Source organism: Streptomyces sp. WAC 01529, assembly GCF_003945545.1.
Taxonomy (GTDB): Bacteria; Actinomycetota; Actinomycetes; order Streptomycetales; family Streptomycetaceae; genus Streptomyces; species Streptomyces anatolicus.
On the sequence record NZ_CP029617.1, the window covers coordinates 5,044,558 to 5,063,928 of the forward strand.

A 19,371-nucleotide genomic window follows, 5' to 3' on the forward strand; every position below is an offset into this window, starting at 1 on the left:
CGTTTCCCCTTGTTCTGGGTGATGGGTTCTGGGTTCTGGGCTCTGGGACTGGGCGGGGTCGGGTCGTGAGTTCCTGGTCGTCCCGGATCAGAAGTTGCCGAGCCCACCGCAGACGTTGAGCGCCTGCGAGGTCAGCGACGCGGCGGTGTCCGTGGTCAAGTAGCCGACGAGACCGGCGACTTCCTCCGGCGTGGAGTAGCGGCCGAGCGGGATCTTGGCGGTGAACTTCGCCATCACCGCCTCCTCGGTCGTCTCGTACGCCGCCGCATAGCCCTCCCGCACCCGCGCGGCCATCGGCGTCTCGACATAGCCGGGGCAGACCGCGTTGACGGTGATGCCGGTCGGTGCCAGCTCGTTGCCGAGGGCCTTGGTGAAGCCGACGACGCCGTGCTTGGAGGCCGAGTAGGGGGCGCCGAGGACGACGCCCTGCTTGCCCGCCGTGGAGGCGATGTTGATGACGCGGCCCCAGCCGCGCTCGCGCAGGCCGCCCTCGCGCAGCACCTCGCGCGTCACCAGGAACACGCTGTTGAGGTTGGTGTTGATGACGTCGAACCACAGCTCGTCGGTGACATCGGCGGTGACCCCGCCACCGCTGCGCCCCGCGTTGTTCACCAGGACGTCGATACGGCCGTACGCGGCGACGGCGGCGGCCACCAGGTCGCGCACCGACCCCGGGTCGCGGACGTCCGCGGCCGTGCCGGCCACCTCAAGTCCCTCCTCGCGCAGCTCCTTGACGGTGAGGCCGACCCTCTCCTCGTCGCGGGCGCAGATGAAGACGTTCAGGCCCTTGGCGGCCAGGTCGCGCGCGACCGCCAGACCGATCCCGCTGGTGGCCCCGGTGACCAGGGCGACCCGCCGCTCCGGCCCCTCCTGGGGGTGCGACTGCCCTGCGTGCTGCTCGGCGTGCGCCATGTCCTGTTCTCCTCACGGGTGACGTAATGGCGCTCACGCTCGCCCCGCCGCCTCGAACCGGTATCGAGCCGTGGTGGACGCCGGGGGTCCACCGCTGCCCGAGGCCCGTTCGAGGCGGCGGGGCGAAGCTCGTATCCGCATTCCGAGAACAGGGGAGGAACCCGCCATGTCCGTGGCCGAGCAGGCGACGCGCACCGGTGCCGCCGAGACCTACCACCAGGTGCAGCAGTTCTACGCGCAGCAGATGCAGCTCCTCGACAGCGGCAGGGTGCGCGAGTGGGCCGAGACGTTCACCGAGGACGGCGTGTTCGCCGCCAACGCCCACCCCGAGCCCGCCGCGGGCCGCGCCGCGATCACCGCCGCCGCCCAGCAGGCCACCGACGCGTACGCGGCCCAGGGCATCCAGCGCCGCCACTGGCTCGGCATGGTCGCCGTGGAGGAGCGCGAGGCGGGCACGCTCTTCGCCCGCTGCTACGCGCTGGTCATCGAGACCCCGCGCGGCGGCCAGGCCGTCATCAAGGCCAGCACGCTCTGCGAGGACCTGCTGGTCCGCGAGGGCGGCGCCCTGCTGGTCCGCGACCGCCGCGTCACCCGCGACGACCTGATCTGACGCCCCCAGGCCACACCCCCGACAGGCCCCTCCCGCAGTCCGCTTCACAGACCAGTGCCCGCGCGCCCTCCCCCGGCGCGCGGGCACTTCCCGTTTCCCACGCGGCATACAGCACGCACGACGTCGGCCGCCGCCCCCTCTCGCAAGGGGGCGGCGGCCGACGTCGTGCGGGTTCCCGGCGCTCAGGCCGCGCGGCCCGCGGCCGTCAGGCTCTCGTTGATGAAGCCGAGCAGCATCCGCGGCGTCTCCGCCTCCGCGACCGTGTCGTCGGAGAGCGTGATGCCGTACTCCCGCTCGATGTGCCCGGTGGTCTGGAGCACGGCGAGCGAGTCGTAGCCCAGCTCGGCGAAGGGCGTGTCGATGACATCGCCGTCCAGGTCCACGCCCTCGTCGACGCCCGCGCACTCGCGCAACAGGCCGGTCAGTTCCTTGAGTTCCATCTCGGTCCCTTTCAGGTTGTTCTTGTGCCGCACGGCAGTCGCCGTCACGCGGCTGCCGTCACCACGGCGGCCGCGTTGAAGCCGCCGTGCCCCCGCGCGAGCACGAGCGCGGCCCCCACCGGGTGCTCGCGTGCCTCGCGGACCAGGTCCAGTGCGATGCCGTCGGCCAGGCGGTCCACGTGGACGGTCGGCGGGATCACCCCGTCCCGCACGGACAGCAGTGCCGCCGCGAGGTCCAGGGAGCCGCCGCCCGCCGCCAGCCGGCCGGTCATCGTCTTCGGCGCGGTGACCGGCACGCCCCGGGCGCCGAAGAGCCCGGTGATCGCCTCGGCCTCCTGCCGGTCCAGCTCCGGCACACCGGCGGCGTCCGCGAATACGACGTCGATGTGATGTGCCGTCAGTCCGGCGTCCGCCAGGGCCAGTTCGGCCGCGCGGCGCAGGCCGGGCTCGCCGCCGGTGCCGGGCGCCGGGTCGAAGGTGGCCGCGTACCCGGCGAAGGCCCCGTACACCCGGGCACCGCGCTCGCGCGCGAAAGCCGGGTCCTCCAGCGTCAGCAGGGCGCCGCCCTCGCCGGGCACGTGCCCGCTCGCCGCCGCGTCGAACGGCAGATACGCGCGCGCCGGATCGTCGACGGTGGACATCCGCCCGCCGGTGAGCTGCGCCGTCCACCCCCACGGGCAGAGGGCGCCGTCCACGCCGCCGGTCACGATGAGACGGCTGCCCTTGCGCAGCTGGCGCCGCGCCTGGCCGACCGCGTCCAGGCCGCCCGCCTGCTCGGTGACCACCACCCCGCTGGGCCCGCGCAGCCCGTGCCGGATGGAGATCTGGCCCGAGTTGACGGCGTAGAACCAGGCGTACGACTGGTACGCGCTGACGTACTGCCCGCCCTTGCTCCACAGTGCCTGGAGTTCGCGCTGACCGAACTCGAAGCCGCCCGCCGAGGCGGCCGTGACCACGCCCGCGCCGAAGTCGCCCAGGTCGTCGGGGGTGGCGCCGCAGTCGTCCAGGGCCTCCGCGGCGGCCGTCAGGGCGAGCCGCGTCATGTGGTCGGTGGACGGCAGCAGACGGCTCGGGATGTGCTCGGCCGCGTCGAAGCCCGGCACCTCACCGGCGAGCTTCGCCGGGTAGCCGGAGGCGTCGAAGCGGGCCGGCGGCCGGATGCCGCTGACGCCCGCGAGGGTCGCCCGCCACCAGGCCTCGGTGCCCAGGCCGTTGGGGGCCGTGACACCGATGCCGGTGACCACGGGGGCCGTCGGCCGGACCTCTTCGGCGGCGGCGGTCGTCTCCCGTACCCGCAGATCGCTCGTCATGCCGTCCTCCGCTCGGGGCTGGTCAGCACCATCGCGCTCTGGAAGCCGCCGAAGCCGCTGCCGACGCTCAGCACGGTGTCGACGCGCCGCTCGCGCGCGGTGAGGGGGGTGTAGTCGAGGTCGCACTGCGGGTCGGGCTCGTGCAGATTGGCCGTGGGCGGCACCACGTCGTGCTCGATGGCCAGGGCGGACGCGGCGATCTCCAGGGATCCGATGGCGCCCAGCGAGTGGCCGATCATCGACTTGATGGAGCTGACCGGGGTGTCGTACGCGTGCGCGCCGAGGGCCTTCTTGAAGGCCTCCGTCTCGTGCCGGTCGTTCTGCTTGGTGCCCGAGCCGTGCGCGTTGACGTAGTCGACGGCGGTGGCGTCGAGCCGGGCCTCGTCAAGGGCGGCGCGGATGGCCTCGGCCATCTCGGCGCCGTCGGGCCGCAGCCCGGTCATGTGGTAGGCGTTGCTGCGCGAGGCGAACCCCGCGATCTCCGCGTAGATGTGGGCGCCACGGGCCCGCGCCGCGTCCAGCTCCTCCAGGACGAAGACCGCCGAACCCTCGCCGAGCACGAAGCCGTTGCGGGTCCTGTCGAAGGGCCGCGAGGCGTGCGCGGGGTCGTCGTTGCGGTTGGTGGTCGCCTTGATCGCGTCGAAGCAGGCGACCGAGACCGGTGAGATCGGCGCCTCGGTGGCGCCCGCGACCATCACGTCCGCGCTGCCCTCGCTGATCAGCCCGACGGCGTGGCCCACCGCGTCCAGACCGGAGGTGCAGCCCGTGGAGACCACGGAGGCGGGCCCCTGGGCCCCCACCGACCAGGCCACCTCGCGGGCGAAGGAGCTGGGCACGAAGTGGTCGAACAGGTGCGGCACGGCGTAGCGGTGGTCGACGAGCCAGCTCGCGCCGCCGTCGCTGACCACGTTGTACTCGGTGTCCAGACCGCTGGTGGCGCCGACCGCGCTGCCGACCGTGACACCCGTACGGAACGGGTCGAGCCCCTCGAAGGCGAGGCCGCTGTCGGCGACCGCCTCGGCGGCCGCGGTGACGGCGAACTGCGCCGCCCGGTCCATGCGCCGGATCTGCTGGGGCGTCAGCCCCCGGGCCACCGGGTCGAAGTCGGCCTCGGCGGCGATCCGGGACCGGAAGGCGGCGGCGTCGAAGAGTGAGATCGGCCGCGTCGCCGTACGCCCGTCGGTCAGCAGCGACCAGAACTCCTTGGTGCTGCCACCGCCCGGCGCGATCACGCCGATCCCGGTGATGACCACGCGCCGGCTCACCTCGTACGCTCCGTCCGCCGGTGCGCCGCCCCGGTGCCGGAGCGGGCATGCTCCCTGTTCACGACCGCATCACCTCTCTGTTCCGCTCGGTTGTGGCCATGACTTTTCCTCCGCGCTCTCGATGTGCGCTCGACTCGTGGCCGAGCCCGCCCGCCGCTCCTCGATCAGGTCGCGCAGCATCCCGGGGACCCACCTCTCGCGTACGAAGAAGTGGTCGCCCTTGACGGTGCGCAGCCCGAAGTCGCCGGGCGCGTAGCGGTCCCACTCGGCCATGCCGGGGACGGGCGCGATGGGGTCGTAGCGCCCGGCGAGCGCCACCAGCGGGGTGCGCAGCACCTTGTCGGTGCCGGACCGGCACAGCGCCTCGCCGAGCTTCAGGTCGTCGATGAGGGCGGGCAGGACGTGCCGCCGGTAGATGCCGTCGACGTCCGCGAGCGCCTCGGGCGGCACCGTGCCGTAGGAGACGAGCAGTTCGAGCAGCTCGCGGCGCGGCAGCCCGGCGCTGCGCAGCAGCGGGGAGCGCAGATGCGGCGGCAATACGGCGCCGACGACGAGCAGTTCGGGCGTTCGCGCCCCGGCCGCCTCCAGAGCGGCCGTGAAGGTGTGCGCGACGAGGCCGCCCAGGCTGTGTCCGTAGAAGAGGTACGGGCGGTCGAGGAGCGGGCCGAGCAGTTCCACGAGTTCGGCGACCAGCTCGTCCGGGTCGGTGAGGCGCCGCTCGCGCACCCGGGGCCCGCGTCCGGGCAGCAGTACCGGCACGACCTCCGCGGTCTCCCCGAACGCGCCCTGCCAGCGGGCGAAGCTGGAGACGCCGGCGCCCGCGTGGTGGAAGCAGAGCAGCCGGGGCGCAGCGCTCATTCGTCCACCAGGGCGACCGCCCGGGTCCAGCCCGCCCCCGCGCCCTTGATCTTCACCGGGAAGCAGGCGACCCGGAACCCGTGCGGGCCGGGCAGGTCGGCGAGCCGGTCGAGCCGTTCGACCTGGCAGTACTCGCGCCGCCGCCCGGCGAAGTGGGCGGGCCACAGCACGGAGTCGTCGCCGGTCTCCTGGTAGGCGGCGATCATGTGCCCGAAGGGCGCGTCCAGGCTCCAGGCGTCGGTGCCGATGACCCGTACCCCGAGGTCGAGCAGGAGATCGGTGGCGGGCCCGTCGAGCCCCGCGAAGTCGGTGAAGTACCGGGGCGTGCCCACGTGCCGGGAGGCGCCGGTGTGCAGCAGCACGATGTCGAGCGGCGCGGGCGTGTACCCGATCCGCTCGATCTCCTTCTCGATCCGCTCGGCGCCGATGACGCCGACCCCCACGTCGGTGACGTCCAGGACCACGCCGGGCCGCAGGAACCAGTCGAGCGGCATCTCGTCGATGTCCCTCGGCCGCCCGTACGCGCCGACGGAGCCGTAGTGCGAGGGCGCGTCCACGTGCGTGCCCGTGTGGCTGGTCAGCGTGAGGGTGTCGAGGGAGAGCAGTTCGCCCCCGGGCAGGTCGGCCGGGTCGAAGTCCACGTCGAAGTGGGCCTTCATCTCCTCGGCCATGTGGCGGGCGCCCTCGGCGGGCGTCATGATCCGGTGGACGACCGGGTCCGGCTCCCAGCCGGACGCGTCCACCGGGGACGACAGGTCGATGACTCGCAAGGTGAACCCCCTGGCAGTAGTGGTAGGGGGCACTGTGTGGCGCGCGGCTAGAGCAGGGATGGAGCGCGCCGCCGCGCCCCCGAGCGCGTACAGGTGCGGCTAGGCCGCGTACATGTCCAGCGCGGCACCCCGCCGGGTACCGGCGTCGAGCGCGGGGTCACCGCCGAGGATCGCCTGCTGCAGCCGGCGCAGCCGCGGCGAGGGGTCGAGCCCCAGCTCGGCCGCGAGCCCCTTGCGCAGGTGCTGGTAGGTCTCCAGCGCCTGCCACTGGCGGCCCGCCCGGTAGAGGGCGACCATGCACTGCGCGTGCAGCGCCTCGTGCAGCGGATGCCGGGCGACGAGCGTGGTCAGCTCGGAGATCAGCTCGGCGTGCCGCCCCAGGCGCAGATCGGCGTCGATCCGCCGCTCCAGGATGCCGAGCCGGCTCTCCTCCAGGCGGACCAGCTCGATCTCCAGGAGCGGACCGGTGCGTACGTCCACGAAGGCGGGCCCGCGCCACACCCGCAGCGCCTCCCGGTAGAGCCGGGCCGCCTCCTCGTCCGCGCCGCGGTCGGCGGCCGCGCGGCCCTGGCCCGCCAGTCGCTCGTACGCGTGGACGTCGACGGCGTCCTGCGGCACCCGCAGCAGATAGCCGCCGTGCCGGGTGGCGAGCACGTCCTTGGCGGCGTGCGGCGCGCAGGGGCCGAGCGCCGCGGTGATCAGGCGGCGCAGCTGGAGGATGTAGGTCTGGAGCGTGGTGAGCGCGCTGCGCGGCATCGCCTCGCCCCAGATCTCCTCCATCAGGGTGGGGACCGGGATCATCTGGCCCGCGTTGACGGCGAGGAGAGCCAGGATCTGCCGCGGCTTGCTCGCGCTGGGAATGACCGACACACCGCGCGCGCCCCCTTCGAGCGGGCCGAGCACCTTGATTTCCATGGGTTCCTCCGGAGTCGGATCAGCCGGACGGCACGTAGTTCCTTGAAGCGCTCTCCAGCGCGGCGCCATCGTTGCTCGAAGATCCCACCGCGGCCGCTCCAGCGACCAGTGCCAGGCTCCTGACCTCGGCGTGCGTGTGTACCGGCGGATCGTGTGAATCTTTCACACCCGTCCTGTGACGCCGGCACTGTGCCCGATCCGGCCCCCGTAGCAGACTCCTTGCCGCCGACGCCGTCGGCAGCCAGTTCCCCGGCCAAGCAAGGATGTTGGGCATGATCGCGAATTCCCCTCTCGCTCTCGTCGGCAACGGACACGACGAGTTGGTCATCGAGGAGTTCGGTCCGGGCGCGGACGCCGCGTACCAGCCGAGCCGCTGCGGGATCTGCTTCGCCACCGCGCAGACGCTGTCGATCGGCGCCGCCACCGCGCAGAGCACCGCCGCCCCTGGCGGGTACGCGGCCTGATGACGGTGGTCCGGGAAGACGAGGCCCGTCCGGTGCGCGGGGACGAGCGGGGCCCGGGGCCCGTGGCCGCCGAGCAGCCCGTCGGCTTCAAGCCGCACCTGCGGGTCGAACACATCCCGGGCGAGGCTGTCTACGTGTTCTCCGAACGGCGGGCGACGGCGCTGCACGGCACCGCGGTGGCCCGCCTCGCCCCGCTCCTCGACGGCACCCGCACGCTGCGGGAGGTCGTCCGCGAGGCCACCGAGGAGGCGCCCGCCGCCCCCGGCCTCCCGGGCCTGCCCGCGGAGCAGAGCGCCCGGATCGTCTCCCGGCTCATCGACGCGGGCCTGGTGGGCCGGCGCCCCCTGACCGCGCCCGACCGGCGGGCGGCCGCCGCGCAGGCCTACTGGGAAGCGGTGGGTCTGGACGGTCCGGCGGCCGAGTCCGCCGTGACCGCCGCCACCGTGGGCACCCTCGCGGTCGGCTCCGGGGACACGGACGAACTGCGCGGTGTCCTGCGGGGCGCGGGCCTGCGCCCCGCCGACGCCGGTCAGGACGGCGCCGCGGAGCTGACCGTGGTCCTCTGCGACGACTACCTGACCCCCGCCCTAGCCGCCGTCGACGCGGAACACCGGGCCGCCGGGCGCCGCTGGCTGCCCGTCAAGAGCACCGGCGCCGAGCAGTGGATCGGCCCGTTCTTCGGCGACCCAGAAGGCCCCTGCTGGTCGTGCCTCGCCGACCGGCTGTGGCGTACGCGGCCGGTCGAGGCACACGTCCGGCGCACCCTCGGCGGCCCCGGGCCGGTGCCGCGCCCCGCTTGCGCGCTGCCCGCCGCCCGGCTCGCCGCGCTCCAGCTGGCCGCCCTGGAGGCCGCCAAGTGGCTCGCGGGCCACCGCCACCCGGGCCAGGGCCAGTTGTGGACACTCGGCGGCCTCGGCGAAAGCACCGCGGGCCACCCCGTCGTACGGCGCCCGCAGTGCCCCGACTGCGGTACGCCCCAGATGATCGGCGAGCAGGTGCGGGCGCCGCTCACCCTCGTATCGAGGCCCAAGACGGATGTGTCGGGCGGCGGCCACCGCACGCTCACCCCGCAGCAGTTCCTCGACCGTCACGGCCACCATCTGGACCCGGTCACCGGCCTGGTGAGCGAGATCCGCCGCGACATGCACGGGCCCGCCTTCCTCAACTCCTTCTACGCGGGCCTGAACCCGTCCGCCACGCCGTACGGGACCCCGGACGCGCCGGGTCTCGCGACCGTCCGGGCCGGGCTGCGCGCCGCCTGCGGGGGCAAGGGCACCACCGAACTCCAGGCCCGCGTCAGCGCGCTCGCCGAAGCCCTGGAGCGCCACTCCGGCTTCCTCCAGGGCGGCGAGGCCCAACGGCGCGGCAGCTACCGCGAGTTCGCCGACGAGGCCGTGCACCCCGACGCCGTGCAGCTCTACGACCCCCGGCAGTTCACGGACCGCGCGCGGTGGAACGCGGCACACGGCCCGCTGCACCAGGTGTGCGACCCCTTCGACGAGGACGCGGCCATCGACTGGACGCCCGTGTGGTCGCTGACCGAGCACCGCCACAAGCTGCTGCCCACCGCGCTGCTGTACTACAACACGCCCCAGGAGCCCGGCCGCCGCTACTGCCTCGCCGGATCCAACGGCTCGGCGGCGGGCGGCAGCCTGGAGGACGCCGTGCTGCAAGGCGTCTTCGAGCTGGTGGAACGGGACGCCGTCGCCCTGTGGTGGTACAACCGCACCCGCCACCCCGGCGTCGACCTGAGTGCCCTCGGCGACGACTGGACGCGCCGACTCATGTACGTACAAAGGGAGTTGAACCGCGAGGTGTGGGCGCTCGACCTCACCACCGACCTGGGCATCCCCGTCATGGCGGCGCTGTCCCGGCGCACCGACAAGCCAGCCGAGGACATCATGCTGGGCTTCGGCGCCCACTTCGACCCGCGGATCGCGCTGCGCCGCGCCCTCACCGAACTCAACCAGATGCTCCCGCACGTCGTCGGCGCCCGCCCCGACGGTACGGGCTACGCCACCACCGACCCGGAAGTCCTCGACTGGTCGCGCACCGCCACCGCCGCGGACCTGCCCTACCTGCGGCCCGACCCGGCCCAGCCGGTGACGGACGCGGACACGCACGCGTACGAGCCCCGCACGGACCTGCTCGCCGACGTCACGGCCGCCGGGGAAGTGCTGCGGAGCAAGGGACTTGAACTCCTCGTCTGCGACCAGACCCGGCCCGACGTGGGGCTGCCCGTCGTCAAGGTGGTCGTCCCCGGCCTGCGCCCGCACTGGAGCCGCTTCGGGCCGGGCCGGCTGTACGACGTGCCGGTCCGGCTCGGCCGCCTCGCCGCGCCGACCCGCTACGAGGACCTCAACCCGCGCCCGCTCTTCCTCTGACCCGGCCCCCCGGCCCCGACCCCGCCACCCCGCTCCCCGCCATGGGCATCGACCAACTGGTGCCTCCGCACCCGACCGAGTTGTGGTCGCTGCGCGAGGACACGCTCGCCCGGTTCGGCGAGAACCCCCGCAAGCCCGTGCTGCTGCGCACCCACACCGGGGACATCCGCATCGCCCGGCCCGGCGCGACGCTGCGCGAGGCGCTGCGCCGGATGCAGCTGGGCCCGGTGCTCCTCGGCAACGTCGTCCCGGGCTTCCCCGGCTACGACACCCCGGTCGCGGAGTGGAACGACGCGTCGCGGGAGCTGATGTGCTCCCTCGCGGGACTCGAACACGTCCTGGTGCGCACCCTCGGCGTGGGCGCGACACCCCTCCTCTCGGTGGTCCCGCTGACCCGGCGGGCCCGCTTCCGGCCCCGCCCCCCGGCCCCGGGCCGCCCCGCGCGCCTCGCGCCGCACACGGTGGTCCGGCGTGCCGGGTCGGGCTGGCTGGTGGAGCCGGGCCGCCGCGACCACCTGGTGGAACTGCACTCGCCCTGGGCCCACCGGCTCCTGGCCGATCTGGAGGGATTCAAGGGATTCGAGGGGCTTCAGGGAGCCGAGGCGGCCGACGCGGGGGAGCCCCTGCCGCGGCCCGCGCTCGACGCGGCCCTCGCCTATCTGGCGGCGGCCGGAATTCTGGACCAGGGCGGCTCCTCCGGGGCGCGGATTAGAATCCGGAGGTGAGTCCGATGTTCGGCGCGGAATCACGGGGGAACGGTTGAACAGCGTAATATCCGGCGGAAGTACACCGACGAGACACCTCGGGAACGCCGCGGCGGACCCAATGGAGGCGGCGCACATCTGGCGCTCCGGGAATCTGCCCCCGCGCCTCGCGGTGACGATCACCGCCCTCGTCCTGGTCGGCTTCTTCGCGATCGACGGCTCCTTCCTGATCGCCGAATCACCCTCGGCCTGGCAGTTCTCCGTCGCGGTCCTCGCCTTCCTCGCCATCCTCGTCCTCCAGCTCAGCCACTCCTTCCCGCGCCTGCTGCCCCGGCTGTACCGGTACCGCTACTGGACCCTGGGCACGCAGGCGGCGCTCTGCTTCGTGCCGTTCGTCAGCTTCCGTCTTGCCTGGCTCGCGATGCCGGGGTTCCTGTCCGCCTCCGCGCTGCTGCTGCTCAGACCGCGGTTCGCCTGGCCGCTGTTCGGCCTCATCGTGGTCGCGATCGACGCGCTCCTGTTCCACTTCGGAGCGGGCTGGGACGTCGTCTACATCACCGTGCAGGCCGTGCTCACCCCGCTGGTGGTCTTCGGTCTGTCCCGGATGGCCGAGATGCTCGGCGTCCTCTACCGGTCGCGGGCCGAGCTGTCCCGGCTCGCCGTGGCCGGGGAGCGGCTGCGGTTCGCCCGCGACCTGCACGATCTGCTCGGCTCCAGCCTCTCCGCCATCACCCTGCGGTGCGAGCTGGCCCGCCGGATGCTGGCCGACGCCCCGGACAAGGCGAGGCAGGAGCTGACCGAGATCCTGGGCACCGCCCGGCAGGCACTGGCCGACGTCCGCGCGGTCAGCCGCGGCCACCGCGAGATGTCGCTCTCCGGCGAGGCCGACGCCGCCCAGTCCATGCTGCGGGCCGCGGGTATCGGCGCCGCGGTGCGCCTGGACTGCGCCGAACTGCCCGAGCGGACCGACACGTTGCTCGCCGCGGTGCTGCGCGAGGGCCTGACCAACGTACTGCGGCACAGCAAGGCCGGGCAGTGCGACATCACCGCCGTTCGCGAGGGCGCGAACGTGCGCCTCACCATGACCAACGACGGTGCGGGACGCCCCGGCCGGCCCCCCGTGGGCGGCGGTATCCACAGCCTGCGACGCGGTGTGGAGGCGGCGGGCGGCTGGCTCACCACGCGGGCGCTGCCCGGCGACAGGTTCCGCGTCGATGCGGTGGTGCCGCTGCCCGAGGGCGCCCCGGCCGCCTCCACCGGACGGGCCAGGCCCGCCCGCCACGACCAGCGCGGGCCCGCCCCGGACGGCACCGGGCTGCCGCGCCCCGCCGCCGAAGGGCCCGCCGTCCGGCACGACCTGGCCCCGCGCGCGGCCCGCGCCCTGACCGTCGCCGCCCTGGTGGGTTACGTACTGCTCGCGACCGCCTGGGCCATGTCCGCGCACCCCTCGCCGCGCACGCTCGGCGAGGTGGGCGTCTTCCTCCTCGCCCTGCTCGGCCTCCAGCTCGGGCACTCCTTCCCGCGCACCACCCCGGCCCTCGCGCCCTACCGGCTCTGGACGCTGGGCCTCCAGGCCGTGCTCACCTTCCTGCCCTTCGCCCTCTTCGGCGAGGCGTGGTGGGGGCTGCCCGGATTCCTCGCGGGCTCGGTGCTCCTGCTGCTCCCCGCCGTCCCGGGCTGGCCGCTGTTCGCGGCCGTCGTCGCCTCCGGGGCCCTCGGTCTGTGGCTGGTCGGCGACGCCATGGGCGACATCGCGTACGCGACGGCGCTGAGCAGCATGACGGGCCTCGTCGTCTTCGGCCTCTCCCGGATGGCCGAACTCGCCGTGGAGCTGCACCGCTCGCGCGCCGAGATCGCACGCGCCGCCGTCACCGGCGAGCGGCTGCGGTTCGCCCGTGACCTGCACGACCTGCTCGGCTTCAGCCTCTCCACCATCACCCTCAAGTGCGAGCTGGCCTACCGGCTCGTACCGGACCGCCGCGAGCGCGCCGAGCAGGAGCTGACGGAGGTGCTGCGGACGGCCCGCCAGGCGCTCGCGGACGTACGGACCGTGGCCCGCGGCTACCGCCAGATGTCGCTCACCGACGAGGCCGAGAGCGCCCGTTCGATGCTTGCGGGCGTCGGCATCCGCACCGCGTTGCGGCTGGACTGCGGCGAACTGCCCACGGACGTCGACACGGTGCTCGCCACCACGCTGCGCGAGGGCCTGACCAACATGCTGCGGCACAGCAAGGCCGAGCGGTGCACCATCACCGCCGAACGCGAGGGCCGCACGGTGCGGCTGACCCTCGCCAACGACGGCGCGGCCCGGCCGGAGCACGGCCCGGGCCCCGACACCGACTCCGGCAGCGGCATCGGCAACCTGACCGCCCGCATCCGCGCCTTCGACGGCAGGCTCACGGCGGGCCACCGGCAGGACGGCTGGTACCAGCTGTGCGCCACGGTCACGCTGTCGGCGCGGCCGGCGTGAGCCGGAGCGGTCAGGGCAGCCGGAGCGGTCAGAGCACCCGGGGCGGTCAGGGCGGCCGGAGCGGTCAGAGCCAGCCCGCCTCGCGGGCGATCCGGATGGCGTCGACGCGGTTGCGGGCGTTCAGCTTGTGCACGGCCGTCGTCAGGTAGTTGCGGACGGTGCCCGACGACAGGTGGAGCCGTCCCGCGATGTGCCCCGCCTCGTGCCCCTCGGCGGCCAGGCGCAGCACCTCCGTCTCGCGCGCGGTCAGGGGCGAGGCACCGCTGTCCAGGGCGGCCACCGCGAGCTGCGGGTCGATCACCCGCTCGCCCGCGGCCACCTGCCGGATCGCGTCGCTGAGCCGGTCCGGGTCGATGTCCTTGAGCAGGAAGCCGGATACGTGCGCGGCCATCGCCCGGCGCAGGTTCCCCGGCCTGCCGAGGCTGGTGAGGATCAGCGTGCGGCACTCGGGCACCGCGGTGTGCAGCGCGGCGGCCGCGCTGATCCCGTCCAGGCCCGGCAGGTCGATGTCGAGCACCGCGACGTCGGGCTTGAGCGCCACCGCCGTCGGCACGATGTCGGTGCCCGAGGACAGCTCGGCGACCACCTCGATGTCTGTTTCCAGTTCGAGCAGCGAGACCAGCGCCTTGCGGAGCATGTGCATGTCCTCGGCGATCAGTATCCGAACCATCGTTCCCCCTATTTCCAATGGCCCGGATGGCTTCCGGGGCCGGACCGTGAAGATCACGGTCGATTATGGTCAGTGAGGGAAATGTACAAGCTGTCGATATTGCGTAAATAAACAAGCCGCCGATCGCGAGGAGGCGGTGCGCACGGCGGCCGGGCGACCCGTCTTCGAGCCGGTGTCGAGCCTCCGGCCGCACGCTTGCGGTCCGAGTGGTGGCCGGGCCGGGAGCGGGGAGGCGATGCCGTGAGCAGCACGGACAGGGCCGCGGCGGAGGCCGACCGCCGGGCCCGGCGCCTCGACGAGCGCCTCGGGGACCCGGGGGACGACACCAGCGAGACCGGCCGGCGCGCCCTGCTCCTGGCCGACGAACGGGCCGAGCCACCGGCCGCCGCCGAGGCGGTGCTGGACGCCGAGGGGTTCGGCGCCGAGCTGGTCCCGGTGGCGCTCGGCGGACGCCTGGAGCGCGCGGACACCCTGGTGCGCGTCCTGCGCCCGGTCTTCCGCCGCGATGTGGGCCTGGGCCTCGGCCACGGCATCACCTCACTGTTCGCGGCGTCCCCCGTTTTCGCGGCGGGCACCGCGCGCCAGCGGGCCGAGGTGGCCGCGCTGCTGTGCGGCGGGGGCAGGGCGGCCATCGTCCACCGCTCCCTCGCGCACGGCACGGCGCTGCTGCGCGGCGAGCTGACGGCGGTACGCGGCGGGAGCGGTGGCATGGTGCTCGGCGGACGCAAGGACGTGGTGCTCAACGCGGAGCGGGCGGGGGCGGTCGTCGCGTACACGCGCACCGACGCGGGCCACGGCTCCCGCTCGGCCCCCGGCTCCGGCCCCGGCCCCGGCAGCCACTCCGTACTCCTCCTGCACCCCGACGCCCTGCCGCCCGGCGGAATGCGGGTGCTGCCCCGACGAGTGACGAGGGGGCTGCGGGGCTGCCGGTTCGCCGGATACGAGTTCACCGACTGCGCGGTGCCCGACGACACCGTGGTGGGCGGGCCGGGCGACGGCGTACGGCTCGCGCTGCGCACCTTCCAGCTCAGCCGTTCCGTGCTCACCGGGGCGGTGCTCGCCTCCGTCGACACCGTGCTGCGCGCGGCCGTGCGGGCGGCAGGCGCCGGACGGCCGGGCGGCCCGGGGCGGCGGCACCGCGCGGTGCTCGCCGGGGTCTTCGCCGACCTCCTGGCCGGGGACAGCATGGCGACCGCGGTGCTGCGCGGGCTCTCGCTGCTGCCGGACAGCGCCCATCTGGCCGCCGCCGAGCTGAAGTACCTGGTGCCCGACCTGCTCCGGGACGACCTGGAGGAGCTGGCCACGGTGCTCGGCGCCACCGGGTACGAGGAGAGCGGCGCCCAGGGCATGCTCGCCAAGCTCCGCCGCGATCTGCCCGCCGCCGGACTCGGCCACGCGGGCACCGCCTCCTGCCAGGCGGTGGTGCTGCCCCAGCTGCCCTCGCTCGCCCGCACCCGCTGGCTGCGCCAACCGCCGCCGCCGGACGCCCTGTTCCGCTCCGGTGCCCCGCTGCCGCGCCTGGACCTGACCGCTCTCGGCGTCGTCGGCGGCGGTGACTTCCTCATTGCCGCCCTGGCCGACGTGGTGGCACGGCTCGACGGCACCCGGGACGTCGACCCCGTGCTGCGCGCCTACGCCCGTGCCTTCGCCGACGACCTCGCCGACCTGCGCGAGCGGTGCCGGCGCCTTGACCCCGCCGACCGGGCCGGACTCGCGAGCCCCGCCGTGTGCGCCCTGGGCGACCGGCACGCGCTGCTGTCCGCCGCGGGGGCCCTCCTCGGCGTCTGGACCCGGCACCGGAACGACGCCGCCTTCCTCGCCGACCCGGCCTGGGCGGCCCTGGCCCTGCACCGCCTGGGCCGCAGACTGGGCCTTCCCCTGCCGGCCCCGCCCGCCGACCACGTGCGCCGGGTGGCCGACGAGGTGCTGCGCCGCTTCGGAGAAGGCCGGACCTTCGACCTCCAGGACACGCCGGTGACGGGAGCGGTAAGCCGATGAGAACGCCCACCGACGCCACCGCCCCCACTGCCCCCACCCCGCCCCTCACGGAACCCCTGCTGATGAGCGGCCCCGAGGCGCCCTGGGCCCAGGTGCGGCGGTCGTTGCGCTGGCACGGACACGTGGTGGCGTACGCCGACTGGCACACCTGGGAAGCGGCGACGGCCGCCGACCCCCGGCTGCGCCCCATGCTGGGCCGCCGCGACGGGCAGCGCCTGGAAGGCCTCGCCGACCCCGTGACCCGGGCCAGGTTCGCCGCGTCCCGGCTGCTGCTGCGACACACCGCGGGGGCGGCGCTGCGGGTGCCGCCCGACGGCGTGGAGCTGGCGTACAAGCCCGGCGGCAGCCCGTACCTGCGCGGCTGCGACCAGCTGGACGTCAGCATCAGCCACACCCGGGACCTGATCGTGGTGGGGCTCAACCGGCGCGGCCGGATCGGCGTGGACACGGAGCCGGGGGAGCGGCGGATCCGGTACGAGGCGGTGGAACGGCAGGTGTGCACCCCGGCCGAGTGCCGCTGGCTCTCCGCGCTGCCCGCGCCGGAACGCGAACGCGGCCTGCTGCGCCTGTGGACCCTCAAGGAGGCCTACACCAAGGCGCTCGGCCAGGGCATGCGCCTCGGCTTCAACCAGTTCGGTTTCACCCCCGACGGCAGCACACTGCGCACCCGCACGGGCGCGCCCGCGGACCAGGGGGAGTGGAGCTTCGGCTCGTTCGACCTGCTCGACGGCTACTTCGTCAGCGTCGCCTGCCAGGACACCGGCCTGGACGCGACGAGCGACACGGCGGTCGGCACGATGCTGGACGAGGGCTTCCTGGGGGAGGTGGTGGGCCTGCTCCGCGACAGGCCGCGGTGACCCCTCAACCGCTCCGGGAAGGCGTGAGCTTGTCGAGGTCGAGACTGATCTCGAAGGGCAGCGGGCGCCGCAGGGTGCCCCGGAAGATGCCCGCGGGCGCGTAGGCGCCGGTCAGGCCGTCCAGCTCGTACACGTGGACGGCGGGTGCGCCGTCCTCTTCCTCGACGCACCAGTAGTGCGGGATACCGGCCTCCGCGTATTTGCGGAGCTTGACCGTGCGGTCGCGGTGGGCGGACTCGGGCGAGACGACTTCCACGACGAGCTTCACGTCGCCGGGGGCGTACCAGGTCCGGTCGGGGTCGTAGGGCAGATCCGTCAGCAAGAGGTCCGGCTCGGGCCGGTTGCGGGCATCGAGACGGATGGTCATCTCCCGCTCCACCTCCATGCCGGTCGGTGCCTGCGCCATGAGCGTGGTGGTCAGCGCCGTGACGAGACGGCCGCGCCACGACCGCTGGGGCGACATCATGAATACGAGGGCTCCGTCGATCAGCTCGGTGTGGCGCGGCGCCTCCGGCAGGTGATCCAGGTCCTCCGCGAACCAGCCTTCCGCGCGGGGCGGACGCATCCAGTCGGGCAGTGCGGTCATGGCCTCACGGTAGCGGCTACGGCCGCGACGGGCGCCGACGGTGGCGGCTTCCGCCCGGGTCGGGGCCGGGAGGCACGACATGACCGTCGCGCGGGCAGGCAGGCCGGAGCGGGTACCGGGAAACCGGCCGGGGCCGCCACCCCCCACAGGAGAGGCCCCGGCCGGCACACGGTACGAACCGGCGTGCGGCCCGTACTCCCTTCAGCGCCGTGCGTGCGTTTTCTGTCACACCGCGTTCTGTCACCCGCTAGTTGCAGGTTGTACAAACATGGACGTAGGGCCTGACGAGGCCGTACCGTGCTGCTTCGCGCCGGGGCCGGGCGCAGATCTCCGAGTGGCGGGAATTGAGAGAGTGCTGGGGGACGACGCGGAGCTGACCGCCGCGGTGCTTGCGGCGCAGGACGGGGACGAGACCGCGTTCCGGACTGTGTACCGCGCTGTGCACCCACGGCTTTTGGGATACGTACGCACGCTGGTCGCCGACCCGGACGCCGAGGACGTCGCCTCCGAGGCCTGGCTGCAGATAGCGCGCGACCTGGACCGGTTCAGCGGCGACGCGGACCGGTTCCGGGGCTGGGCCGCGCGCATCGCGCGCAATCGCGCCCTGGATCACATACGCATGCGGGGGCGCCGCCCGGCGATAGGCGGCGACGAGACGGAGCTGACCGGGAAGCCGGGCGAGGCGGACACCGCCGGGGAGGCGATGGAGTCCCTTGCCACCGGCGAGGCCCTGGCGCTGATAGCCAGGCTCCCGCAGGACCAGGCCGAGGCCGTGGTGCTCAGAGTCGTCGTGGGCCTGGACGCCAAGAGCGCGGCGCAGACCCTCGGCAAGCGCCCGGGAGCCGTCCGTACGGCGGCGCACCGCGGCCTGAAGCGGCTCGCCGAACTGCTCGGCGCGGACCCCGCCGACCCCGCGGAAGCGCTCGGCGCCGTACCCCCTCAGAGAGAGCCGCGCGGCCGCGCGGTGACGTCCGCCGGTGTGACGCAAACGCGTACGCGGACGCAGAAGGACATGTGATGGCCGACGAGCAGGACAAGTGGCTGGACCGGGACGCGGCGGAGCGTCTGCTGCGCGGGGAGCCCCTCGAAGGCGTCGACCCTCACGCACGCGCGCAGGCCGACCGGCTCGCCCAGGCGCTCGGCGCGCTGGCCGCCACGGACGGTCCGGCGGCGCCCGGCGAGAGCGGCGCCACCACCGGTGAACTCCCGGGCGAGGCAGCCGCGTTGGCCGCGTTCCGCGCCGCACGCGCGGACGCCGCACGTGCTGACTCCGCACGCGCGGACTCCGTACGAGAGGACTCCGCGCAGGCCGGCCACCGTTCGGCCGCGTACGCGACGGCCGCCCACGAGGCCGCCGCGGCCGAGACCGTACGGCTGAGCCGTGCCGGCGGCAGGCCGCGGCCGAGCCGCTGGGGCGGACCGGTGCGCTTCGGGCTCGCCGCGGCGCTCGCGGGCTGCATGGTCGGGGGCGTCGCGGTGGCCGCGGGGACGGGCGTGCTGCCCTCGCCGTTCGACCGGCACGAGACACCGGGCCCGGCCGCGTCCGCCTCATCCGCCGCCACTCCGGAGGCGTCCCGGACCTCCCCCTCGGAGGGGACGCGGAAGCCCTCCGAGGAGCTGGCGCCGGACGGCACCGCGCCGTCCGACGACGAACTCCCGCGCGAGGGGGAGTCCCGTGAGCCTCCCGAGGCGGAGGCCGACGGCGGCGACTCCGGCGGACCCACCCGGCAGCCCGGCGACGACGCTCCGCCGCGCGCCGACGGCGCCAAGGACTGGCACCGCAAGGTACTGACCGCCTGCCGCGCCTACCGCAGCGGCGACCTCCAGGGCGACAAGCGGCGCCGTCTCGAAGAGTTCGCCAAGGGGCCCGCCGGGGTCGAGGAGCTCTGCGGCCGCATCCTCGGCGGCTCCGGCGCGGGCTCCGGTTCAGGCTCCGGCTCCGGCGACGGCCAGGGCAGCAGCGGCGGCAACGGAAACAACGGCGGCGACGGCGGCGGCCAGAACGGCTCGGACGGTGAGAACGGCGGCGGTTCCGGCGGCGGCGACACCGGCGGCGCCCCGCTCCCGCCCCCCGGCCTCCCCGCCCCGGTCCCCACGGCCTCCTACAGCGCCCTGCCCACACTGCCCCACCACTAGGGCCTGTCCGGCGGGCCATGCC

The 19,371-nt window shown here is 74.4% G+C and carries 18 protein-coding genes; 9 read left to right on the forward strand and 9 right to left on the reverse strand.

Annotated elements, in window-relative coordinates; genetic code table 11:
- Positions 1-87: 87 nt before the first annotated feature.
- Positions 88-912, reverse strand: coding sequence for a 3-oxoacyl-ACP reductase FabG (gene fabG / locus DMA15_RS22850; protein ID WP_125514613.1), 825 nt, complete (start codon positions 910-912; stop codon positions 88-90).
- A 166-nt stretch (positions 913-1,078) separates the two neighbouring features.
- Here fabG and DMA15_RS22855 point away from each other — a divergent pair, with 166 nt between their 5' ends.
- On the forward strand, positions 1,079-1,522 hold the full coding sequence (locus DMA15_RS22855; RefSeq protein WP_125514614.1) for a nuclear transport factor 2 family protein: 444 nt from the start codon (positions 1,079-1,081) through the stop codon (positions 1,520-1,522).
- 182 nt (positions 1,523-1,704) lie between these two features.
- Here DMA15_RS22855 and DMA15_RS22860 read toward each other — a convergent pair whose 3' ends face one another.
- From DMA15_RS22860 to DMA15_RS22885, 6 genes are all read right to left on the reverse strand, one after another.
- Positions 1,705-1,962, reverse strand: coding sequence for an acyl carrier protein (locus DMA15_RS22860; RefSeq protein WP_125517948.1), 258 nt, complete (start codon positions 1,960-1,962; stop codon positions 1,705-1,707).
- A gap of 44 nt (positions 1,963-2,006) precedes the next feature.
- Complete coding sequence (locus DMA15_RS22865; RefSeq protein ID WP_125514615.1) at positions 2,007-3,272, reverse strand: ketosynthase chain-length factor; 1,266 nt, start codon at positions 3,270-3,272, stop codon at positions 2,007-2,009.
- Entirely contained in the window at positions 3,269-4,537 is a 1,269-nt protein-coding gene (locus DMA15_RS22870) for a beta-ketoacyl-[acyl-carrier-protein] synthase family protein (protein WP_125514616.1), read from the reverse strand. The genes DMA15_RS22865 and DMA15_RS22870 overlap by 4 nt, the downstream gene beginning before the upstream one ends.
- A 69-nt stretch (positions 4,538-4,606) precedes the next feature.
- Entirely contained in the window at positions 4,607-5,395 is a 789-nt protein-coding gene (locus DMA15_RS22875; RefSeq protein ID WP_125514617.1) for an alpha/beta fold hydrolase, read from the reverse strand.
- Positions 5,392-6,165, reverse strand: coding sequence for a cyclase family protein (locus tag DMA15_RS22880; RefSeq protein WP_125514618.1), 774 nt, complete (start codon positions 6,163-6,165; stop codon positions 5,392-5,394). Before DMA15_RS22880 ends, DMA15_RS22875 begins: the two co-directional genes overlap by 4 nt.
- A gap of 99 nt (positions 6,166-6,264) precedes the next feature.
- Positions 6,265-7,080 carry an AfsR/SARP family transcriptional regulator gene (locus tag DMA15_RS22885; protein ID WP_125514619.1) on the reverse strand — a complete coding sequence of 272 codons (816 nt, stop codon included), beginning with the start codon at positions 7,078-7,080 and terminating at the stop codon, positions 6,265-6,267.
- 272 nt (positions 7,081-7,352) lie between these two features.
- Here DMA15_RS22885 and DMA15_RS22890 point away from each other — a divergent pair, with 272 nt between their 5' ends.
- The 4 genes from DMA15_RS22890 (at position 7,353) to DMA15_RS22905 (ending at position 13,102) form a co-directional block, all read left to right on the forward strand.
- The gene (locus DMA15_RS22890; protein ID WP_125514620.1) at positions 7,353-7,544 is read left to right on the forward strand and encodes a hypothetical protein; all 192 of its coding nucleotides are present in this window, start codon (positions 7,353-7,355) and stop codon (positions 7,542-7,544) included.
- Positions 7,544-9,928, forward strand: a complete 2,385-nt coding sequence (locus tag DMA15_RS22895) for a TOMM precursor leader peptide-binding protein (RefSeq protein ID WP_125514621.1) — start codon at positions 7,544-7,546, stop codon at positions 9,926-9,928. The genes DMA15_RS22890 and DMA15_RS22895 overlap by 1 nt, the downstream gene beginning before the upstream one ends.
- A 41-nt stretch (positions 9,929-9,969) precedes the next feature.
- A complete protein-coding gene (locus tag DMA15_RS22900; protein WP_125514622.1) occupies positions 9,970-10,653 on the forward strand; it encodes a hypothetical protein in 684 nt (227 codons plus the stop codon).
- A gap of 100 nt (positions 10,654-10,753) precedes the next feature.
- The gene (locus DMA15_RS22905; RefSeq protein ID WP_125514623.1) at positions 10,754-13,102 is read left to right on the forward strand and encodes a histidine kinase; all 2,349 of its coding nucleotides are present in this window, start codon (positions 10,754-10,756) and stop codon (positions 13,100-13,102) included.
- Positions 13,103-13,166: 64 nt separating this feature from the next.
- Here the strand turns inward: DMA15_RS22905 and DMA15_RS22910 are convergent, their stop codons facing one another.
- Positions 13,167-13,772, reverse strand: coding sequence for a response regulator transcription factor (locus tag DMA15_RS22910; protein WP_125514624.1), 606 nt, complete (start codon positions 13,770-13,772; stop codon positions 13,167-13,169).
- 240 nt (positions 13,773-14,012) lie between these two features.
- Between DMA15_RS22910 and DMA15_RS22915 the strand changes: the two genes are divergently transcribed.
- Positions 14,013-15,770, forward strand: coding sequence for an acyl-CoA dehydrogenase (locus DMA15_RS22915; RefSeq protein WP_125514625.1), 1,758 nt, complete (start codon positions 14,013-14,015; stop codon positions 15,768-15,770).
- Positions 15,767-16,627 (forward strand): 4'-phosphopantetheinyl transferase superfamily protein, encoded by an 861-nt coding sequence (locus DMA15_RS22920; RefSeq protein WP_125514626.1) that lies wholly within the window; start codon positions 15,767-15,769, stop codon positions 16,625-16,627. Before DMA15_RS22915 ends, DMA15_RS22920 begins: the two co-directional genes overlap by 4 nt.
- A gap of 4 nt (positions 16,628-16,631) precedes the next feature.
- Here the strand turns inward: DMA15_RS22920 and DMA15_RS22925 are convergent, their stop codons facing one another.
- A complete protein-coding gene (locus DMA15_RS22925) occupies positions 16,632-17,213 on the reverse strand; it encodes a Uma2 family endonuclease (RefSeq protein ID WP_125514627.1) in 582 nt (193 codons plus the stop codon).
- Positions 17,214-17,565: 352 nt separating this feature from the next.
- On the opposite strand from DMA15_RS22925, the gene DMA15_RS22930 reads away from it, so the two are divergent.
- Positions 17,566-18,231, forward strand: coding sequence for an RNA polymerase sigma factor (locus DMA15_RS22930; protein ID WP_125514628.1), 666 nt, complete (start codon positions 17,566-17,568; stop codon positions 18,229-18,231).
- Positions 18,231-19,349, forward strand: a complete 1,119-nt coding sequence (locus DMA15_RS22935; RefSeq protein WP_125514629.1) for a hypothetical protein — start codon at positions 18,231-18,233, stop codon at positions 19,347-19,349. Before DMA15_RS22930 ends, DMA15_RS22935 begins: the two co-directional genes overlap by 1 nt.
- Positions 19,350-19,371 lie beyond the last annotated feature (22 nt).